Source organism: Enterococcus sp. AMC1157, assembly GCF_058216555.1.
Genome location: NZ_CM177099.1, coordinates 2,069,849 through 2,090,000 on the forward strand (window position 1 = coordinate 2,069,849; position 20,152 = coordinate 2,090,000).

Genomic DNA, 20,152 nt, shown 5'->3' on the forward strand with positions numbered 1-20,152 from the left:
ATTTTGAAGGATTCTTTTTTTTATAAAACGATAACCGGCGTACCGACTTCGATTTTTTCATATAAGGTTTTCATGACATTTGGTGGGGTGTTGACACAACCATGAGATCCGGCTGTTTGCCATAAGTTACCACCGAAGTCTGGTTGCCAGTTAGCATCGTGAATTCCGACACCTGTCCAGTCGATAGGTAACCAATAATCCACAGGTGTTGCATATTTTGTACCATCATCATTCGTACCTCTTAAAGTAGAGTTACGTTCTTTTTTCCAAACATAAAAGACACCTTTAGGAGTAACCGTTGTAGGTTTTCCAGAAACGATATCTGTTTGTAAAACAACTTCACCGTCTTTGTAATACCACATATATTGGTTTTCTAAATCGACTTCGACATAGGTGTTGCCAACTAATGGCGCACCAGAACTAGCGCTTCCTTGTGCAATCGGTGAACGAGTAAAATCTTCACCGTTTAACAAATCAGCAATTAAGCCATCGGTTTCTGTTTCTGTGGCAATTGTCCAACTCAAGGTACCTGCTGGAACACTCACTTCACCTTGTCGTGTACTTTGGAAAGTTGTAGGATTTGTACTTGTATTATAGTTATTCGCAACATCCGTTACATAAGTAAGTACTTTCTCACGATCAAGTTCCACTTCTTCATCGTTGTAACTTAACCAATCGGTGATATTCTCAGTTGGAACTTGGAAACTATCTCCATTGATTACATAGGTTGCAGTTACATGAGCAATTTTATTTAATTCAGCTATTTCACTTTGAAGTTTTTCATCTTCTTGTGTGATAGTCGCTTCTTTTTTAAAATCTTCTAGTTCTAATGAATCAGAAGTAGTAAATAAAGTTGGATTGAGGTCTTCTAAAATTTCAGCTACATTTAATTCAGTCCCTTTTTCTTCAGGTTGAATCATAAAACCATCTTCGTTTTTTACGATAGTCGCATTTTTAGTAGGTGTTCGATTTTCATTCAAAGCAAGTAACTCTTCTTCTACGATGGCTTTTTGCTCATCAAAAGTGGCTTCGTCAAAAGCAGCATCACCTAAAGAAAGTTCTTGATTATTAAAATGAGCTATCGGCCATGACCAATTATTTTGTTCTTCCTGCAAAGCTTCTAGTTCTTTACCGAAGTCCGTTTGTAAGCCAAAGTCAGCTTTATTTAATGTTTTCCATTCATTAGCATCTATTGTTAAAGTAAATTCTTCAGAAGTGTAGCGATCGTGAAGCAATTGATCCACTTCAGTGACAGTTAAATTACTGATATCCATTCCTTCAACATATGTATTAGGAAGATAGTGAGTGGCATAGTACGAACTGCGGTAAGCATAAGCGCCGGTTAAAGCTACTAAGGCTACTAAACCGCCAATTAAAAAATATTTGCCTTTGTTGTTAGCTTTTTTCGAGCGTTTGTTTGCACGAGACATTAAAAAAATCAGCTCCTTGTTTCGTTCACTAAATAGCGACATTCATTTCATATAATAGCACATCTACAGATGAAAACGACATTTTTGCTCAAAAGCATTGAAAGTTTTCCATCAAAAAAGCAGATTGACCTCTATAGATCAACCTGCTCAGACTGTTTAAGGAATTATTTAGATTCTGCATCCTCTGCTTCTAATTTTTCAAAAGCGGCATCTAAAATTTCTTTTAGCTGTTTTGCAGAAGCTGTCATACGGTCTTTTTCACCGTCAGTTAAAGGAATTTCAATGACTTGTTTAATTCCTTGAGCATTGATAATAGCTGGTGCACCGATATAAACATCTTCCAAGTCATATTCACCATTCATAAATACTGATAATGGTAATACGGCATTTTCATCATCTAAGATAGCTTTGGTAATACGAGCTAAGGCAACGGCAATTCCATAGAAGGTTGCGCCTTTCTTCTCAATAATTGTATAAGCAGCGTCACGAACGCTAAAGAACAAGTTAACCATTGCTTCTTCATCGATGTCTGGATTATTTTTCACCCATTCATAGATTTGTAAGCCGGCTACGTTGGCATGAGACCAAACGGGAAATTCAGAATCGCCATGTTCACCCAAGATGTAAGCATGGACGTTACGTGCATCTACGTCTACTAATTGAGCCAAAGCTTGACGGAAACGTGCAGAGTCTAGAGAAGTTCCTGAACCAATAACACGTTCTTTAGGGAAGCCAGAGAATTTCCAAGTTGAATAAGTTAAAATATCTACTGGGTTAGCAGCTACTAAGAAGATACCGCCAAATCCAGAGGCAACAATTTGTTCTACAACAGAACGATTAATTTTTAAGTTTTTATGAACTAAGTCTAAGCGGGTTTCCCCTGGTTTTTGAGGTGCGCCGGCAGTGATAACGACAATATCTGCATCATGAGCATCTTCATAGCTAGCAGCATAGATTTTTTTAGGTGAAGTGAAGGCCAAGGCGTGAGACAGGTCAATAGCGTCTCCTTCAGTTTTTGCTGTATTGATATCGATAATACCGACTTCTTGGGCAATGTTTTGAGTAACTAAAGCAAAGGCGTAGCTTGAACCAACAGCTCCGTCTCCGACAAGAATAACTTTTTGATGATCTTTTGTTGGTGTTTGTTCAGTCATCTGTGTATCATTCCTTCCACTTTTTGTTTTATTTTTTCTCTTACAAAAATTATGTTACCATATTCACTAGTATTTGTCATGTGATAATCGGATAATTAGTACAGAAATTTTAACTGTTATAGTTGTAACTGCTTACTTTGGAAACTGTATTTATTTTTCACTAACAAATAGCAGATGATTCTAAAGAAAATATTTATTTCAAGTTCCTAGTTTAGGAACAACAGTCAGACTGTGTTATACTTTTTAAAAATATGTACAAAAACTGGACAACCAAATGAAGGTGTCCAGCGTTTTGCGTGAGATTGGAAGATGGAGAAGAATAGCATGAAAATGATTGTTGGATTAGGAAATCCAGGAAGAAAATACGAAGAGACAAAACACAATGTGGGCTTTATGGCAGTGGATCGCTTAGCCAAAAATTATTCCGCAACGTTTAAAAAGAATGACTTTCAAGCAGAGGTTGCGGATTTTTTTGTTAATGGTGAGAAGATTCTGTTAGTGAAGCCTCAAACTTTTATGAATGAATCCGGCCGTGCAGTAGGTCCTCTGATGAATTACTTTGGCATTTATCCAGAAGAACTAGTCGTTATCTATGATGATTTAGACTTGGCTTTAGGCAAAATTCGCTTACGCCAAAAAGGAAGTGCCGGCGGTCATAATGGGATCAAAAGTATCATTTCGCACTTAAATACCCAAGAATTTGACCGAATTAAAATAGGGATCGATCGTCCAAAACCAGGAATGACAGTAGTCAATCATGTATTGAGTCCTTTTTCTAAAGAAAACCAACCGTTAATAGAGGGAAGTATTGATAAAGCGGTAGAAGCGACGATTGATTTTATCGAAAAAAATGATTTTATTGCAACGATGAATCGATTTAATTAAGGGAGAAATGAGACCAATATTTTCCCGACACTGTTTTATTGCTAAAAATGTGAATAATTATCACAAACGAAAAAATGTAGGAGGATAGAAATGGATTTATTAAATTTAATCGAGAAAAGTCCTTTTATCCAAGAATGGCATCAAGGAATAGAAGAAAAACAAGCAAGGCAATTGATTACAGGTTTAGGTGGCTCGGCTAAAACGTTATCTATCGCTAGTGCCTATCAGAAATTTCAGCGGCCCATCATTGTGGTGACCGCTAATTTGTATTACGCGAATCAGTTGGCAGAAGATTTACGTCAAATCATGGATGAAGTTTATATTTTTCCAGTAGATGAGGTATTGTCAGCGGAAATGGCTTTTGCTTCACCTGAGGCTAAAGCGGAGCGAGTACAGACCTTGCAAGCAATCGCGGACAACCAAGCTGGAATTTATGTACTACCAATTGCAGCGGTTCGTAAATATTTACCCACTCTTGATACATGGAAACAAGAACAATTTCATTGGAAGATAGGTACAGAAATTGATTTAGAAAATTTACCTCAACAATTAGTTTTAATGGGGTATGAACGTCAAGAGATGATTGGAAAACCAGGGGAATTCAGTGTTCGAGGGAGTATCGTGGATATTTATCCCTTAGATACGGAATATCCTATTCGTACGGAGTTGTTTGATGTAGAAATCGACTCCATTCGTTATTTTGATGTAGAAACGCAACGTTCTTTAGGGAATGTGGAGGCAGTCACTATCTTGCCTACTACTGAACTGGTTTTTTCTCCAGAAAATATTCAGCAAGGAAGTAACAAGTTACAAGAATTATTAAGCAAACGTTTGTCAGTTGTTTCTGATACGACAGATCAGAATTTTCTATCGGATTATTTTGGACAATTGATTGCTTCGTGGGAAGCGGGAATCCCTGGAGAGACTGCTAATTTTTATACCGATTTGTTGTTTCAAGAAAAAACCACGATTTTAGATTATTTTTCAAAGGATACTTTGTTCTTTGTCGATGACTATGCGCGGATTATGGAAACGAACCGTGAAATCGAACGGGAAGAAAGTGAATGGCACACCCAAAAAATAGAAGAATTACGTGTTTTTCCTGAGCAAACTTTTGGAAGTGACGTCCATCAATTAATTCAGCGTTTAGAGTTTTCTGCGACTTTTTTCTCTCTTTTTCAAAAAGGGATGGGGAATTTACGATTTCAAGCAATTCACAATGTGCAATATCGTCCTATGCAACAATTTTTTGGACAAATGGGCTTATTAAAAGTTGAAATTGATCGTTGGGAAAAACAGCAGCAAACCGTGATTTTCTTGGTAGGGGATCAGGAAAGAGCGCAAAAGTTAGAACAGAATTTTCGAGATCACGAGATTTACGCAGTAGAAACGACTCCGGATCGATTGTTTACCGGACGCTCACAAATCGTTCAAGGGACCTTGCAAAGTGGTTTTGAATTGCCACAAGATCACCTTGTTGTAGTAACAGAACAAGAGCTGTTCCAAAAAGTTACTAAAAAAAGACGTAGAAGACAACAAACGATTTCTAATGCAGAACGTTTAAAGAGTTACAATGAACTGAAAACGGGAGATTATGTTGTCCATGCCAATCATGGGATTGGGAAATATGTTGGCATGCAGACCTTAGAAGTAGATGGAGTACATCAAGACTACATGACAATTGTGTACCAGAATGATGATAAATTGTTTATTCCGGTGACACAACTGAACTTAATTCAAAAATATGTGGCGTCAGAATCTAAGACACCAAAAATTAATAAATTGGGCGGAAGCGAATGGGCCAAAACGAAACGCAAAGTCTCTAGTAAAATTGAAGATATTGCGGATGATTTGATTCAATTGTATGCCAAAAGAGAAGCGGAAAAAGGGTATGCTTTTGCGCCAGACGATGCTTATCAAAAAGAGTTTGAAGATGCTTTTCCATATTCGGAAACAGAAGATCAACTGCGCAGTACTGTCGAAATTAAGCGTGATATGGAGAAAGAGAAACCAATGGATCGTTTATTGGTAGGAGACGTTGGCTTTGGTAAAACAGAAGTTGCTTTACGGGCAGCATTTAAGTCGATTAAAGAAAGCAAACAAGTAGCCATTCTAGTGCCGACGACAATTTTAGCCCAACAACATTATGAAACCATGATGGATCGCTTTGAAGGTTTTCCAGTCAATGTGGGTTTGTTGAGCCGTTTTCGAACGAAAAAACAACAAACAGAAACGATCAAAGAAATTAAAGCGGGGCAAATTGATATTGTTGTTGGAACCCATCGTTTGTTGTCTCAAGATGTGGAATTTGCTGATTTGGGCTTATTGGTTATTGATGAGGAGCAACGTTTTGGTGTCAAACACAAAGAGCGCTTGAAACAATTACGTTCTCAAGTGGATGTACTGACCTTAACGGCAACACCAATTCCTAGAACTTTGCATATGTCAATGTTGGGGGTACGAGATTTATCGGTCATTGAGACGCCGCCGGAAAATCGTTATCCAATTCAAACCTATGTGATGGAGAGTAACCCTGGGGCTATCCGTGAAGCCATTTTAAGAGAAATGGCACGTGGTGGTCAGGTATTCTATCTTTATAATCGCGTGGATACGATTGAGAAAAAAGTTGATGAACTACAGATGTTAGTTCCGGATGCACGAATTGGTTACGCTCACGGGCAAATGACCGAAATCCAATTGGAAAATACCTTGTTTGATTTTATTGAAGGGCAATACGATGTTTTGGTAACGACAACGATTATTGAAACAGGGGTAGATATTCCTAATGCAAATACCTTGTTTGTTGAAAATGCAGATTATATGGGCTTGTCTACCCTGTATCAGCTAAGAGGACGTGTGGGACGAAGTAATCGAGTCGCCTATGCCTATTTTATGTATGAACAACAAAAGATTCTAAATGAAGTCAGCGAAAAGCGACTTCAAGCAATTAAAGATTTTACCGAATTAGGTTCTGGTTTTAAGATTGCCATGCGAGATTTATCTATTCGTGGGGCAGGTAATTTGTTGGGTGCCCAACAACATGGCTTTATTGACTCTGTTGGTTTTGATATGTATTCTCAAATGCTAACAGAAGCAGTTAATCGCAAACAAGGAAAAAATATTCAGACTGAAAAAACCTCAGTCGAAATTGACCTAGGGATTGATGCGTATTTACCTAGTGAATACATCGGGGATGAACGTCAAAAAATTGAAGTGTATAAACGTATCCGTGAACTTGAAAGTATGGATGCTTTAGATGAGTTACAAGACGACTTACTGGATCGTTTTGGAGAGTTTCCTGATCAAGTGGCTCATTTATTGGTAGTTGGAGAAGTGAAAATGAATGGCGATCGGGCATTGCTTGAAACGATTCGCAAACATGGTCCGATTATCCAATTTGTCTTAAGTAAAGCTGGAACAAAAGCATATAATGTAGAACAGTTGTTTGAAGCACTATCAGCAACGAAACTTAAAGCGACCTTAGGGGTTGAAAAAGAGCAAATGCAAATCAAGTTAACTGTACCTAAGGGAATGAAAGAAATGGTTTGGTTGTATGAAATTCAATCATTTGTAAAAGCATTAAGAGATATTCGTTATGAAGAGAAGCTACAAGAAACAGCTAATTAAAGCCAGAAATCAATCTAGAAGGAGGGGAAGTGATGGCTAAAAATCGGATGAAATCGATGATGCAGGGAGCTTTTGCTTTGACGATTGCTTCTTTTGTTGCCAAATTACTAAGTGCGGTTTACCGTGTTCCTTTTCAAAATTTGGTAGGTGATGAAGGTTTTTACGTTTATCAACAAGTCTACCCAATCTATGGATTAGCAATGACACTGGCTCTCGCAGGATTGCCTCAGTTTATTTCTAAAATAATTGCTGAGGCTAAAAACCCTAAAAAACAACAAATAATTTTAGAAGAATTGTATCCTTTAGTATTTTGGCTGTCGGTTCTTTTGTGGAGTGTCTTTTTCTTCTTTGGCAAATGGATCGCTCTCATCATGGGAAATGTCGCATTAAAACCTTTGATTCAAATGGTCTCATTTGCTTTTTTATTGATTCCTTCTTTGTCATTTTACCGAGGGAATTTCCAAGGGAAACTTCAGATGATTCCCTCGGCAATTTCTCAAGTAGTGGAGCAGTTTCTGAGAGTAGGTGTCATTTTATTTGGTGCAGCGATGTTTCATCAATGGACATTGTCGATTTACCAAGTAGGAACAATCGCTATGGCAGGTTCCTTAGTTGGTGGAATAGTTGCTATTGGTATACTAGCCTATTATGATCAAAAGGTTTATGGTGTGAAACAGCGTTTTTTTCTAATGTCTAAAAAAATCACTGCCTCTCCTGCAATTCGTCGTCGTTTTCTGGTAGAAGGTGGTTTGCTATCCATCTTTAGCGGATTACTTATCATGTTTCAGTTCATTGATTCATTTTTAATTGTCAATTCATTGGAGCTTTCGGGAATGGCAGAACAAAGTGCACGAGTTGCCAAAGGAATTTATGATCGAGGGCAACCGCTAGTTCAATTAGGGCTGGTGGTAGCTGCTGCTTTAGGTTCTACTTTTTTGCCAGCTTTAACAGGTTATTTAGTGGAAAAACGTGAGCAGTTATTTACTCAATCTGCTAAAATATATTTAAAGCTAACAGTTGGTCTGGGATTGGCTGCGACTAGCGGTTTAGCCGTGTTGTTACCATCGATTAATTTTGCGCTTTTTAAAGATAACCAAGGAAGTGCGACTTTGACTCTATTTGTTTTTGCGATTGTGTTGACAGCAGCTATTCAAGCCTATCAAAGCATTTCGCAAAGCCAAAATCATTTCCGCCGATCATTAAAAGCAGCGGGTTGGGGTTTAGGCGTTAAGCTTCTAACAACCGGAGTGTTTACTTATTTTTGGGGCACTGTGGGAGCAAGTTTGTCTACTTTGGTTGGATTGATTACTATTTTTATTTACTTTGTTCGTAAAGAAGAATCAGAAGTAAATGCATTTTGGCGAGAAAATCATTTTGGAATAAAATTAATAGGAGTGACACTAGGAATGGTTTTGATTCTACTAGGTTACTTCCAGTTGATTCATCTTTTCTTTAATCAACTGACCCGTGTTCAAACCTTGCTCACTAGTGTGGTAGGTGTGATAGTCGGAGGAGGAGCATTCATCCAACTAGCCGTCTGGTGTCGTTTGCTAACGATACGTGAATGGTTATTATTGCCATTTGGAAAGAAAATTTTACATTTTAATGGAGGAAAATAACATGCGTTTAGATAAATTTTTAAAAATTTCAAGAATAATTAAGAGACGTTCTGTTGCGAAAGATGTAGCAGATAAAGGACGGATTCAGATTAATGGAAATCTAGCAAAATCAAGTAGTACCGTAAAAATTGGTGACCACTTGCGTATTCAGTTTGGAAATCGTGTTGTAGAGGTAGAAGTGAAAGAGCTTCATGAATCTACTAAAAAAGAAGATGCTGCTAAAATGTACGAAACAATTTCTGAAACGAGAGTTGAAAATTTCGATTAGTTTAGGTTAGACAAGCGTCATGAATGTTGCTATAATAAGAAAGACAGTCAATGAGGATAGGAGCGGAGAAAACGTGCCAGAAAACAACCTGAAGGTCTTGGATACAGACTATGCAAAAGAACAATATGCCAAGTATGCTAAACAACAAAAACAAGTGATTTTTAGACGTCGTCGTTTAATGGTTATCTTTACCATTGCCGCTGTTATTTTCGTGAGTGTAGGTATTTCTATTTTTAATGACTATTTACGATTTAATCAGCTGAAAGAAGTGAAACAAGAAACCATTGTTCAGCAAGTAGAAGTAGAAGGTAAAGTAGCGGACTTACAGCGAGAAGTAGCTTTGTTAAAAGATGAAGACTATATTGCTAAAGTTGCGCGTAGTCGTTTTTTATATTCAAAAGAGGACGAGCTTGTTTTCCCGATTCCGGGAAATAGCACTACGGTAGAAGAAGAGCCTACTTCTGAAGAAAGTGAAGAATAATTTTAATTGCAAACAGTTAGCTTAGTTAGCTGTATAAAAAGCATAAATTTAAACCGTAGAAACTATGGGGATTGCTTGGAGTACCAAGAATTTTATAGCTAGCCTATAAAAAGTTTTCAAGAAAGGGTAAAAATTAGGAGGAACATTTTTTTATGTCAATCGAAGTTGGAGCGAAACTAAAGGGAAAAGTGTCAGGTATTACAAATTTTGGGGCATTTATTGATTTAGGTGAGGGAAAAACAGGACTTGTTCATATCAGCGAAGTATCAAATGGATTTGTAAAAGATATTAATGAAGTGTTAAAAGTTGGAGATGAAGTGACTGTTTTGGTTACTACTATTGGGAATGACGGTAAGATTGGTTTATCTATTCGTAAAGCAGAAGACAAACCAAAAGAAGAAAAGCGAGAGTCTCCTAAAAAAGACTTTAATCGATCAAGTCAAAAGAAACCATTTCCACGTAATAACAATAAAAACCAAGGAAATTCAGGGAATAACAAGGAAGACTTCGATTCACTAATGAGTTCATTCTTAAAAGACAGCGATGATCGATTATCTTCATTGCGTCGTAATACCGAGGGTAAACGTGGAGGCCGTGGCGGTCGCCGCAACTAATGACATCCGAACAGACACGGGAATCAATCAAGGTTGATGAAGTACCCGTTGTCTGTTTTTTTATTGAAAAATCTATATGAAAACAAGGAGAGAAGACTTCATGCTAGTAGATAAAATTTCTCGATTAGCAGAAGAACAGCAATTGTGGGAATCTGGTGAACGCTTGTTGGTTGCTGTGTCTACTGGAGTAGATTCTATGGTTCTTTTACGAATCATAGAAGAATTACAACTTGCTTTTGGTGTGGTTCATGTGAATCACGGACTTCGAGAATCTTCGAAGGAAGAAGAAGACTTCTTAGTTGTCTATTGCCAAGAACGAGGGATTCCGTTGTATCGAAAAACCTGGGGAACGCCAGCAACTACCGGGATTGAGGCCGCTGCCAGAACCTTTCGTTATGAATTTTTTGAAGAAGTTTTAGCCCAAGAAGAGTATGATGTATTATTAACGGCGCATCATAGCGATGATCAAATAGAAACGATTTTGATGAAGATGATTCGTGAAGGGAATTTTTTTAGTAGTAGTGGCATTCATATCAGTCAAACCTTTGCTAAGGAAGGACGCTTAGTTCGTCCTTTATTGACGACGACAAAAAAAGAAATCTTAGCATTTGCGAATAAACATGATATTCAGTATTTTGAAGATGAAACGAATCAATCTCTAAATATGCAACGAAATCGACTGCGCCATCAAGTGTTGCCTTTACTGGAGAGAGAAAACATGCAGTTTCATCAACATTTTCAACAATGGTCACAACAATCGATTTGGGCCCAAGAAATAATTACCCAAAAACAACAAGCCTGGATCAAAGAAAAGGTTCATAATAATCGAGAAGAAATCACTTTTTGTCTAGCGGACTATCAGACTCTTTCTGAGGGAGAAAGATATTATTTTTTACAAGGAATAGCTACTGAATTTGGGATTCCATTATCTGAAAAACAAAGTCAAAAGTTGATTGAATTGTTGTATAGGGGGAATGCTCAGTGGCAGTATGATTTATCATCAGATTGGTACGTCCAGACTTCCTATGGAAAAGTTTCTTTAAAAAAACCAAGAAAGACAACAGTCACACAACTAGCTGCTTTTGAATTGACCTCTGGGGAGTCAAAATTTATCAATTCTGAAGAATGGATTGGGCTTTTTGAAGTTGGAAAGGAGAAAATTCCCAAAAAAGTCAAACTTTGGTCAGAATATCGCCAAGAAATCAAGCTAGAATCTCCTTACAAGGTCTTTTTGCGTAAACATCAACCAGGAGATCGCATTTCTTTGCAACCAAATTTGACCAAAAAAGTGAATCGGTATTTTATTGATAAAAAAATCCCTCATGAAGCGCGGGAAAATGCGTGGATTGTCATGAATCAGCAGGAAGAAATTCTAGGATTATTACCTTATGTATTTTCCTATTTGAGTATTGGGAAAGAAACTGATAAAATACTCTACGTACTTCTTTATTATAAAAGAATAAAATGAGTAATATCGAAGTGGAAATATGAATGGAGTTATTTGCCATAAAAACTACATTTTTGAAAGAATGATTTGCTAAATTAGGAGTAGAATTTGGAAGGAGAAACAACATGTTAGAAGAGAATATGGAGAAAATCTTAATTACAAGAGAACAAATCCAGCAACGTTGTGCAGAATTAGGGAAAGAATTAACGAAGGAATATGCAGATAAAAATCCTTTAGTTGTGGGTGTCTTAAAAGGAGCCGTTCCTTTTATGGCGGATATTGTTCGAGAAATGGATTGTTTCTTAGAGTTGGATTTCATGGATGTTTCTAGTTATGGAAATGCCCTTGTCTCATCTGGGGAAGTTAAAATTGTGAAAGACTTAGATACTAATGTTGAAGGCCGTGACTTATTAATTGTGGAAGACATCATTGATAGCGGAAGAACATTGGCGTATTTAGTAGATTTGTTTAAATATCGTAAAGCAAACTCAGTGAAAATTGTCACGCTTTTAGATAAACCAGAAGGTCGTGTGGTTGATATTGAGGCAGATTACATTGGTTTTGACGTGCCGAATGAGTTTGTTGTTGGTTATGGACTTGATTATATTGAGCAATACCGTAACTTGCCTTACGTCGGTGTTTTAAAACCGAGTGTTTACGAGTCAAAAGAATGACCGTTAAATAAAATTATATGATACAATGTAATGGTCAAAAAAAGACAAATTGGCAAGGAGGGGCCGCATGAACAAAAAAAATAATGGGACAGTAAGAAATACTTTGTATTATGTGCTGGTCATATTGGCAATCTTCACGGTTGCTTACTTCTTCCTAGATAATGGTAGAAATCAAACACCAACAATAGAATATTCTACGTTTACCGAACAGCTTGAAAATGGCGACATTAAAGAATTCACTGTTCAACCAGCGAATGGTGTATATCGAATTATCGGTGAGTATGAAGAAGAGCAGACAATTACAAACAATAATGGCTTAACAGTGTTGGGTTCAACACAATCTACAGCCACTCGTTTTACAACAATCATTTTACCAAATGATTCAACATTAAATGAAATAACCACCTTAGCAAGTGACCATTCAGTGCGTACCACTATTGAAGAAGAATCTAGTAGCGGTATGTGGTTATCAATCATTTTGAGCTTCTTACCTTTAGTGATGTTCATCTTCTTGATTTACATGATGATGAGCCAACAAGGTGGAGGCGGCGGAGGTGGCGGAGGCCGTGTGATGAACTTCGGCAAATCCAAAGCTAAAGAAGCAGACAAAAAAGCCAATCGTGTACGTTTCTCTGATGTAGCGGGTGCGGAAGAAGAAAAACAAGAACTAGTCGAAGTTGTTGAATTCTTAAAAGATCCTCGCCGTTTCTCTGAGTTAGGTGCTCGTATTCCAGCAGGTGTCCTATTAGAGGGTCCTCCAGGAACGGGTAAAACTTTACTTGCAAAAGCTGTAGCAGGTGAAGCGGGTGTACCTTTCTATTCGATTTCTGGTTCTGATTTTGTGGAAATGTTCGTCGGTGTTGGGGCAAGTCGTGTTCGTGACTTGTTTGAAACAGCGAAGAAAAATGCACCTGCGATTATCTTTATTGATGAAATCGATGCTGTGGGTCGCCAACGTGGCGCAGGCATGGGGGGCGGTCACGATGAACGTGAACAAACTCTAAACCAATTGTTAGTAGAAATGGATGGTTTTGGTGGAAATGAAGGAGTTATCGTCATTGCTGCAACTAACCGTTCAGATGTATTAGATCCAGCATTGTTACGTCCAGGACGTTTTGACCGTCAAATTCTTGTAGGTCGTCCTGATGTTAAAGGTCGTGAAGCCATTTTGCGTGTTCATGCACGTAACAAACCATTATCAGATGATGTTGATTTGAAAGTAGTAGCACAACAAACACCAGGTTTTGCCGGTGCTGATTTAGAAAACGTCTTGAACGAGGCAGCCTTAGTTGCAGCTCGTCGTAATAAGAAAAAAATTGATGCTTCTGATATTGATGAAGCCGAAGATCGTGTGATTGCTGGTCCAGCGAAAAAAGATCGCGTCATCAGTAAACGTGAACGTGAAATGGTTGCTTACCATGAAGCGGGACATACTATTTGTGGTTTAGTCTTAAGCCGTGCTCGTGTCGTCCATAAAGTAACGATTATTCCTCGAGGACGTGCGGGTGGTTATATGATTGCTCTTCCTAAAGAAGATCAAATGTTAATGACCAAAGACGATATGTTTGAACAAATCGTTGGTTTGCTAGGTGGACGAACAGCCGAAGAAATCGTCTTCGATGTACAATCAACTGGGGCATCTAATGACTTTGAACAAGCAACAGGTTTAGCTCGTAGTATGGTAACAGAATACGGAATGAGTGAAAAACTTGGTCCAGTTCAATACGAAGGAAATCATCAAGTCTTTGTTGGTCGTGATTACGGTCAAACAAAAGCTTATTCTGAACAAGTAGCCTTTGAAATTGATCAAGAAGTTCGTGCTATCTTAATGAAAGCTCATGCGAAAGCTAGGGAAATTCTTGAAGATCACAGAGAACAACATAAATTAATTGCTGAAAAACTACTAGAACATGAAACACTAGATGCCAAAGCAATTAAGTCATTATTCGAAGAAGGTAAAATGCCAGCCGGTTCAGAAGATAGCGAATTTCCAAGTGAAAAAGCAAGTTCTTTTGAAGAAGCAAAACGTGCATTAGAAGCCAAAGATGCTGAAAAACAAGCAGAAGAAAAACAAGATGTAGAAGAAGTGAAAGATTACTTTGCGAATATTCGTCAAGAATCAGAAGTGGATGAAACATCTGCTGAAGAATCAGAAGATAAATCTGAAGAATAAAAGTAGTGGGCTGTGGCAATAATGCTGCAGTCCATTTCTCTTGTGAAAGAAGCTTGGAGAGTTGAAAAATCTTAGCGTAACTAGTATTATTCACTAGTACATATTCAGGAAAGTTTCATTTAACAAGGATATGCGAATAATTAATAGAGATAAAAATAATTTTTGGAGAAATTCAAAAAATGAAATAGGAGATAGTAAGAGTGAGAGATTATTTAGTTAAAGCATTAGCATACGGTGGTTATGTCCGCGCTTATGCAGTAAACGCAACGGCAACTGTTGCTGAAGCACAACGACGTCACGATACATGGAATACTGCCTCGGCAGCACTGGGTCGCTCTTTAGTAGGAGCTTTGTTATTAGGAGCTACATTAAAAGGTGACGATAAAATGACTGTTAAAATCCAAGGAGATGGACCGGCAGGCGCAATTATCATCGACAGTAATGGGAAAGGTGACGTAAAAGGTTATATCCAAAATCCTCATATTAGTTTACCTTCAAATGACAAAGGGAAAATTGATGTTCGTGGAGCAGTAGGAACAAGTGGTGTGTTAACGGTCATTAAAGACTTAGGTTTAAAAGAGCCTTTTTCCGGACAAACACCGATTGTTTCAGGCGAATTAGGCGAAGACTTCACTTATTATTTAGCTGTATCAGAACAAATCCCATCTGCTGTTGGCTTAAGTGTTTTAGTTGATACCGATGATACGATTAAAACAGCTGGTGGTTTTATGTTACAAGTAATGCCAGGAGCATCTGAAGAAGTGATTGACGGTTTGGAAGAGTGTTTGAAAGATATGCCAAATGTATCTAGTTTATTAGATGAAGGTAAAACGCCAGAAGAACTTTTGGATATTATTTTTGAAGGGCAATCTGTGATGATCCTTGAAGATTCCCCTGTTCAATTTAATTGTGAATGTTCAAAAGAAAAATTTGCAACAGCAATTATCACTTTAGGAACAAGTGAAATTCAAGCGATGATTGATGAAGATCATGGTGCAGAAGCAGTATGTTCTTTCTGTGGTGAGAAATATCACTTTGACGAATCTGAGTTAACCGATCTGATTCATGAAATTACGGGAGAGAAGTAACGTGGATACAACTTGGAAAATTGGAAACGTAGAAATTCCTAATCGAGTAGTGGTTGCACCAATGGCTGGGATTACCAATGCTGCTTTTCGAGTGACAGTGAAAGAAGCCGGTGCAGGCATGGTTGTCTGTGAGATGATTAGCGATCAAGGAATTCAAATGCGGAATAAAAAAACCTTAAGTATGCTACACATCGACGAGACAGAGCATCCATTAAGTTTGCAAATTTTTGGTGGTAATAAAGATTCTTTGGTTGAAGCAGCACAGTTTGTAGCAGAAAATACCACAGCCGATATTATCGATATTAATATGGGTTGCCCCGTTAATAAAATCATTAAAGCAGAAGCCGGTGCCAAATGGTTACTTGATCCGGATAAGGTTTATGAAATGGTTCATGCGGTATCTTCAGCGATTGATAAACCAGTGACCGTCAAAATGCGAATTGGTTGGGATGATGAACATGTTTTTGCTGTAGAAAATGCTCAAGCTGCAGAAGCTGCCGGAGCCGGAGCGATTGCCATGCATGGCCGTACTCGAGTACAGATGTATGAAGGGCAAGCTAATTGGGATATTTTACGTGAAGTGAAACAAAATATTTCTATTCCTTTTATGGGCAATGGCGACATTCGTACACCTGAAGATGCGAAACGAATGTTTGATGAAGTTGGTTGTGATGCGGTAATGATTGGAAGAGCCGCTTTGGGAAATCCTTGGATGATTCGTCGAACGAGACATTATCTAGAAACGGGAGAATTAATTGCCGAACCAACTGCCAGAGAAAAAATTGACACATCGATTCTTCATTTAGATCGATTGATTGCTTTGAAAGGAGAAAAAATTGCTTGTCTAGAATTTCGTCAACATGCCGCTTATTATTTAAAAGGTGTTTCAAGAGCAGCTAAAGTAAAAGCAGCGATTAATAAGTCAGAAAAACGTGAGACAACCGTTGCTTTATTGCTAGAGTTTTTAGAGAAAGTTGAAAGCCAAGCAATAATCGCCTAATATTTATAGGAAATACAAGTTCGACTTGCTTTTTATGCCTATCATTGGCATTATTAAAAGGAAACATAATCAGAGAATGGAGGAAAACTCGTGACAGAGGAACGACAAACACAAGAAGAATTAAATGATCAAATGCTGGTACGTCGCCAAAAGATGGAGCAATTACGAGAAGAAGGTATAGATCCTTTTGGCCAACGTTTTGAACGTACCCACAATTCTGTCGAGTTGCACGAATTATTTGACCCACGTACAAAAGAAGAATTAAATGAGATGGAGCTTTCTGCTAGTATTGCTGGACGTATAGTAACAAAGCGTGGAAAAGGAAAAGCTGGTTTTGCTCATTTACAAGATCGCGAAGGCCGTATTCAAATTTATGTGCGTAAAGACGAAGTAGGGGAAGAAGCCTATGAAGTATTTAAACATGCCGATTTAGGTGATTTTTTTGGTGTCAATGGTCAAATTATGAAAACAAATACAGGAGAGGTATCTGTTAAAGCTAAGGAAATTACTATCTTATCAAAAGCTTTACGTCCTTTACCTGATAAATATCATGGATTAACAAACATTGAACAACGCTATCGCCAACGCTATTTAGATTTGGTAAGTAATAAAGATAGTTTTGGTCGTTTTGTTAAACGTAGCCAAATCATCAGTGAAGTTCGTCGTTATTTAGATAGTCATGACTATTTAGAAGTAGAAACTCCTGTATTACACAATCAAGCTGGTGGAGCAGCAGCTCGTCCGTTTATTACTCATCACAATGCTCTAGATATGGACTTGTATCTACGTATCGCTTTAGAATTACACTTGAAACGTTTAATCGTTGGTGGGATGGAAAAAGTCTATGAAATTGGTCGTGTATTCCGAAACGAAGGAATCGATACCACGCATAATCCAGAATTTACCATGCTTGAGTGTTATACTGCCTATACAGATTACAAAGATATTATGGACTTGACCGAAGGAATCATTCGTCATGCTGCTGAAAAGACATTAGGAACGGCTGTTGTCGTTTATGATGGACAAGAAGTAGATTTAGCATCCGATTTTAACCGTGTACACATGGTAGATGCGGTTAAAGCTCAAACAGGTGTAGATTTCTGGAAAGAAATGTCTGTAGAAGAAGCACGCGCTTTTGCGAAAGAGCATAATGTTGAAGTGACTAACGCAATGAGTGTTGGACATATCATTAATGAATTCTTTGAAGCCTTTGTTGAGGAAACATTGCAACAGCCAACATTTGTTTATGGACATCCAGTGGAAGTTTCTCCATTAGCGAAAAAAAATCCTAAAGATGGTCGTTTTACTGATCGTTTTGAGTTGTTTATTGTTGGCCGCGAATTTGCGAACGCCTTTACAGAGCTAAATGATCCAATTGATCAAAGAGAACGTTTTGAAGCACAAGAAAAAGAACGTGAAGCAGGAAATGATGAAGCTCATGGTGTAGATGAAGATTTCCTAGAAGCCTTAGAATATGGTATGCCGCCAACTGGTGGATTAGGAATCGGAATTGATCGTCTAGTGATGCTTTTAACTGATGCACAATCTATCCGCGATGTATTATTATTCCCAACTATGCGTTAATTTATTGAATTGGAAGTTACAGGTTTTTACCTGTAGCTTTTTTTTGTTTAAAAAAATAGGATGATTCACTAATAATTTGTTGGTTTTCGGGTTAAAAACGAACGATTTTTCCACTGAAAGCAAAGAACAGTCGTGAATAAAAAAAGTGTAAAAAAACATACTAAATTCATTGACCTAAAAGCATTTACTTGGTATATTATTACTTGTCTTAATTGACTAAGAGAAGTTTTCTTTTTTTATGAAAAAAAGATTGACGCTTAGTAAAACAGATGATATTATAACAAAGTCGTCAAAAACGAATCGAGAAATAACCTTGATAACACAAGAAAACTTCTTGAAAAAAGTCCTTGACGAATAACAATTCATTTGTTAAGATAATCAAGTCGCTGAAAACAGCAGCTCAGTTAGTTGAAAAAAACTTCTGAAAAAACTTTTATAAAATGGTTGACATTTACTTGGTCAGCTGATATGATATAAAAGTTGCTAACACAGCACAACGTAGACCTTTGAAAACTGAACAAAGCAAGCAAACGAACCAAATGTGTAGGATGCTTCTTTTATAGAAGCAAACAACAACAAGCAAGCAGTAATGCTAGCAACGTTAATTTTATGAGCTTAACAATCGCAAGATTGTTTTCAAATTTTTTTATGAGAGTTTGATCCTGGCTCAGGACGAACGCTGGCGGCGTGCCTAATACATGCAAGTCGAACGCTTCTTTTTCACCGAACTTCGGTTCATCGAAAAAGAGGAGTGGCGAACGGGTGAGTAACACGTGGGTAACCTGCCCATCAGAAGGGGATAACACTTGGAAACAGGTGCTAATACCGTATAATGCTTTTTCTCGCATGAGAGCAAGCTGAAAGGCGCTTTTGCGTCACTGATGGATGGACCCGCGGTGCATTAGCTAGTTGGTGAGGTAACGGCTCACCAAGGCCACGATGCATAGCCGACCTGAGAGGGTGATCGGCCACACTGGGACTGAGACACGGCCCAGACTCCTACGGGAGGCAGCAGTAGGGAATCTTCGGCAATGGACGAAAGTCTGACCGAGCAACGCCGCGTGAGTGAAGAAGGTTTTCGGATCGTAAAACTCTGTTGTTAGAGAAGAACAAGGATGAGAGTAAAATGTTCATCCCTTGACGGTATCTAACCAGAAAGCCACGGCTAACTACGTGCCAGCAGCCGCGGTAATACGTAGGTGGCAAGCGTTGTCCGGATTTATTGGGCGTAAAGCGAGCGCAGGCGGTTTCTTAAGTCTGATGTGAAAGCCCCCGGCTCAACCGGGGAGGGTCATTGGAAACTGGGAGACTTGAGTGCAGAAGAGGAGAGTGGAATTCCATGTGTAGCGGTGAAATGCGTAGATATATGGAGGAACACCAGTGGCGAAGGCGGCTCTCTGGTCTGTAACTGACGCTGAGGCTCGAAAGCGTGGGGAGCAAACAGGATTAGATACCCTGGTAGTCCACGCCGTAAACGATGAGTGCTAAGTGTTGGAGGGTTTCCGCCCTTCAGTGCTGCAGCTAACGCATTAAGCACTCCGCCTGGGGAGTACGACCGCAAGGTTGAAACTCAAAGGAATTGACGGGGGCCCGCACAAGCGGTGGAGCATGTGGTTTAATTCGAAGCAACGCGAAGAACCTTACCAGGTCTTGACATCCTTTGACCATCCTAGAGATAGGACTTTCCCTTCGGGGACAAAGTGACAGGTGGTGCATGGTTGTCGTCAGCTCGTGTCGTGAGATGTTGGGTTAAGTCCCGCAACGAGCGCAACCCTTATTGTTAGTTGCCATCATTTAGTTGGGCACTCTAGCGAGACTGCCGGTGACAAACCGGAGGAAGGTGGGGATGACGTCAAATCATCATGCCCCTTATGACCTGGGCTACACACGTGCTACAATGGGAAGTACAACGAGTCGCGAAGTCGCGAGGCTAAGCTAATCTCTTAAAGCTTCTCTCAGTTCGGATTGTAGGCTGCAACTCGCCTACATGAAGCCGGAATCGCTAGTAATCGCGGATCAGCACGCCGCGGTGAATACGTTCCCGGGCCTTGTACACACCGCCCGTCACACCACGAGAGTTTGTAACACCCGAAGTCGGTGAGGTAACC

The 20,152-nt window shown here is 38.7% G+C and carries 14 protein-coding genes and 1 rRNA gene (1 of these 15 only partly in view); 13 read left to right on the plus strand and 2 right to left on the minus strand.

The features are described from left to right. Positions 1–20: 20 nt before the first annotated feature. Together AC4BBX_RS09945 and AC4BBX_RS09950 are read right to left on the minus strand one after the other, a co-directional pair. On the minus strand, positions 21–1,430 hold the full coding sequence (locus tag AC4BBX_RS09945; RefSeq protein ID WP_490453699.1) for a L,D-transpeptidase family protein: 1,410 nt from the start codon (positions 1,428–1,430) through the stop codon (positions 21–23). Positions 1,431–1,594: 164 nt separating this feature from the next. Then, positions 1,595–2,584 carry an L-lactate dehydrogenase gene (locus tag AC4BBX_RS09950; protein ID WP_490453700.1) on the minus strand — a complete coding sequence of 330 codons (990 nt, stop codon included), beginning with the start codon at positions 2,582–2,584 and terminating at the stop codon, positions 1,595–1,597. 324 nt (positions 2,585–2,908) lie between these two features. Between AC4BBX_RS09950 and pth the strand changes: the two genes are divergently transcribed. From pth to AC4BBX_RS10015, 13 genes are all read left to right on the plus strand, one after another. Beyond that, entirely contained in the window at positions 2,909–3,469 is a 561-nt protein-coding gene (pth, locus tag AC4BBX_RS09955; RefSeq protein ID WP_490453701.1) for an aminoacyl-tRNA hydrolase, read from the plus strand. A gap of 90 nt (positions 3,470–3,559) precedes the next feature. Beyond that, positions 3,560–7,096, plus strand: a complete 3,537-nt coding sequence (gene mfd / locus AC4BBX_RS09960) for a transcription-repair coupling factor (protein ID WP_490453702.1) — start codon at positions 3,560–3,562, stop codon at positions 7,094–7,096. A gap of 32 nt (positions 7,097–7,128) precedes the next feature. Next, positions 7,129–8,715 carry a putative polysaccharide biosynthesis protein gene (locus tag AC4BBX_RS09965; protein ID WP_490453703.1) on the plus strand — a complete coding sequence of 529 codons (1,587 nt, stop codon included), beginning with the start codon at positions 7,129–7,131 and terminating at the stop codon, positions 8,713–8,715. 1 nt (position 8,716) lies between these two features. Then, on the plus strand, positions 8,717–8,983 hold the full coding sequence (locus AC4BBX_RS09970; protein ID WP_490453704.1) for an RNA-binding S4 domain-containing protein: 267 nt from the start codon (positions 8,717–8,719) through the stop codon (positions 8,981–8,983). 73 nt (positions 8,984–9,056) lie between these two features. Next, positions 9,057–9,464, plus strand: coding sequence for an FtsB family cell division protein (locus tag AC4BBX_RS09975; protein ID WP_490453705.1), 408 nt, complete (start codon positions 9,057–9,059; stop codon positions 9,462–9,464). Positions 9,465–9,616: 152 nt separating this feature from the next. Next, positions 9,617–10,078: a S1 domain-containing RNA-binding protein gene (locus AC4BBX_RS09980; RefSeq protein WP_490453706.1), complete on the plus strand. Its 462-nt coding sequence runs from the start codon at positions 9,617–9,619 to the stop codon at positions 10,076–10,078. Positions 10,079–10,178: 100 nt separating this feature from the next. Then, positions 10,179–11,546, plus strand: a complete 1,368-nt coding sequence (gene tilS / locus AC4BBX_RS09985) for a tRNA lysidine(34) synthetase TilS (protein ID WP_490453707.1) — start codon at positions 10,179–10,181, stop codon at positions 11,544–11,546. Positions 11,547–11,650: 104 nt separating this feature from the next. Next, positions 11,651–12,199 (plus strand): hypoxanthine phosphoribosyltransferase, encoded by a 549-nt coding sequence (gene hpt / locus AC4BBX_RS09990; RefSeq protein ID WP_490453708.1) that lies wholly within the window; start codon positions 11,651–11,653, stop codon positions 12,197–12,199. Between the two features lie 67 nt (positions 12,200–12,266). Next, complete coding sequence (ftsH, locus tag AC4BBX_RS09995; protein ID WP_490453709.1) at positions 12,267–14,372, plus strand: ATP-dependent zinc metalloprotease FtsH; 2,106 nt, start codon at positions 12,267–12,269, stop codon at positions 14,370–14,372. A gap of 200 nt (positions 14,373–14,572) precedes the next feature. Beyond that, positions 14,573–15,460: an Hsp33 family molecular chaperone HslO gene (gene hslO / locus AC4BBX_RS10000; protein ID WP_490453710.1), complete on the plus strand. Its 888-nt coding sequence runs from the start codon at positions 14,573–14,575 to the stop codon at positions 15,458–15,460. 1 nt (position 15,461) lies between these two features. Further along, a complete protein-coding gene (gene dusB / locus AC4BBX_RS10005; protein ID WP_490453711.1) occupies positions 15,462–16,460 on the plus strand; it encodes a tRNA dihydrouridine synthase DusB in 999 nt (332 codons plus the stop codon). A gap of 90 nt (positions 16,461–16,550) precedes the next feature. Further along, positions 16,551–18,044 carry a lysine--tRNA ligase gene (gene lysS / locus AC4BBX_RS10010; RefSeq protein ID WP_490453712.1) on the plus strand — a complete coding sequence of 498 codons (1,494 nt, stop codon included), beginning with the start codon at positions 16,551–16,553 and terminating at the stop codon, positions 18,042–18,044. Positions 18,045–18,688: 644 nt separating this feature from the next. Next, positions 18,689–20,152: ribosomal RNA gene (locus AC4BBX_RS10015) — 16S ribosomal RNA — on the plus strand; it runs 94 nt beyond the window's last position.

Excerpts from the sequence above, each read along its gene's own strand:
- AC4BBX_RS09945 (WP_490453699.1), bottom strand. The coding sequence starts at position 1,430 with ATGTCTCGTGCAAACAAACGCTCGAAAAAAGCTAACAACAAAGGCAAA.
- AC4BBX_RS09950 (WP_490453700.1), bottom strand. The coding sequence starts at position 2,584 with ATGACTGAACAAACACCAACAAAAGATCATCAAAAAGTTATTCTTGTC.
- pth (WP_490453701.1), top strand. The coding sequence starts at position 2,909 with ATGAAAATGATTGTTGGATTAGGAAATCCAGGAAGAAAATACGAAGAG.
- mfd (WP_490453702.1), top strand. The coding sequence starts at position 3,560 with ATGGATTTATTAAATTTAATCGAGAAAAGTCCTTTTATCCAAGAATGG.
- AC4BBX_RS09965 (WP_490453703.1), top strand. The coding sequence starts at position 7,129 with ATGGCTAAAAATCGGATGAAATCGATGATGCAGGGAGCTTTTGCTTTG.
- AC4BBX_RS09970 (WP_490453704.1), top strand. The coding sequence starts at position 8,717 with ATGCGTTTAGATAAATTTTTAAAAATTTCAAGAATAATTAAGAGACGT.
- AC4BBX_RS09980 (WP_490453706.1), top strand. The coding sequence starts at position 9,617 with ATGTCAATCGAAGTTGGAGCGAAACTAAAGGGAAAAGTGTCAGGTATT.
- tilS (WP_490453707.1), top strand. The coding sequence starts at position 10,179 with ATGCTAGTAGATAAAATTTCTCGATTAGCAGAAGAACAGCAATTGTGG.
- hpt (WP_490453708.1), top strand. The coding sequence starts at position 11,651 with ATGTTAGAAGAGAATATGGAGAAAATCTTAATTACAAGAGAACAAATC.
- ftsH (WP_490453709.1), top strand. The coding sequence starts at position 12,267 with ATGAACAAAAAAAATAATGGGACAGTAAGAAATACTTTGTATTATGTG.